The 406-nt window shown below is 78.1% G+C and carries 1 protein-coding gene; it reads left to right on the forward strand.

Annotated features, from left to right (window positions below; genetic code table 11):
- Positions 1 to 406, forward strand: a 406-nt coding sequence (locus EAD96_RS22750; RefSeq protein WP_147457917.1) for an ABC transporter transmembrane domain-containing protein, incomplete at both ends; no start/stop codon positions are given.

The following is a 406-nucleotide window of genomic DNA, read 5'->3' on the forward strand; positions in this document are numbered from 1 at the left end:
TCACCGGCCTGCTCACCGCGCTCGGCGCCGCGCTCGCGTCCCGGCTCGGCGAGACGGTGCTGGCCCGGCTGCGCGAGCGCGTCCTCGACCGGGCGCTGCACCTGCCGTCGGCGACGCTGGAGCGGGCCGGCACCGGCGACCTGCTGGCCCGCGTCGGCGACGACGTGGCGGTGGTGACGAACGTGATCGCGGTGAGCGGCCCGGCGTTCGTCGGCGCGCTGCTGTCCGTCGTGCTCACCGTGTTCGGGCTGGTCGCGCTGGACTGGCGGCTCGGCCTCGCCGGGCTGGTGGCCGCGCCCGCGTACGCGCTGGCGCTGCGCTGGTACCTGCGGCGCTCGATGCCGTACTACGCCCGCGAGCGGGTCGCCACCGGCGAGCGGACGCAGGCGATGGCCGGCGCGCTGCG

The sequence above is a fragment of the Micromonospora sp. BL1 genome, from assembly GCF_003667485.1.
Taxonomy (GTDB): Bacteria; Actinomycetota; Actinomycetes; order Mycobacteriales; family Micromonosporaceae; genus Micromonospora; species Micromonospora tulbaghiae.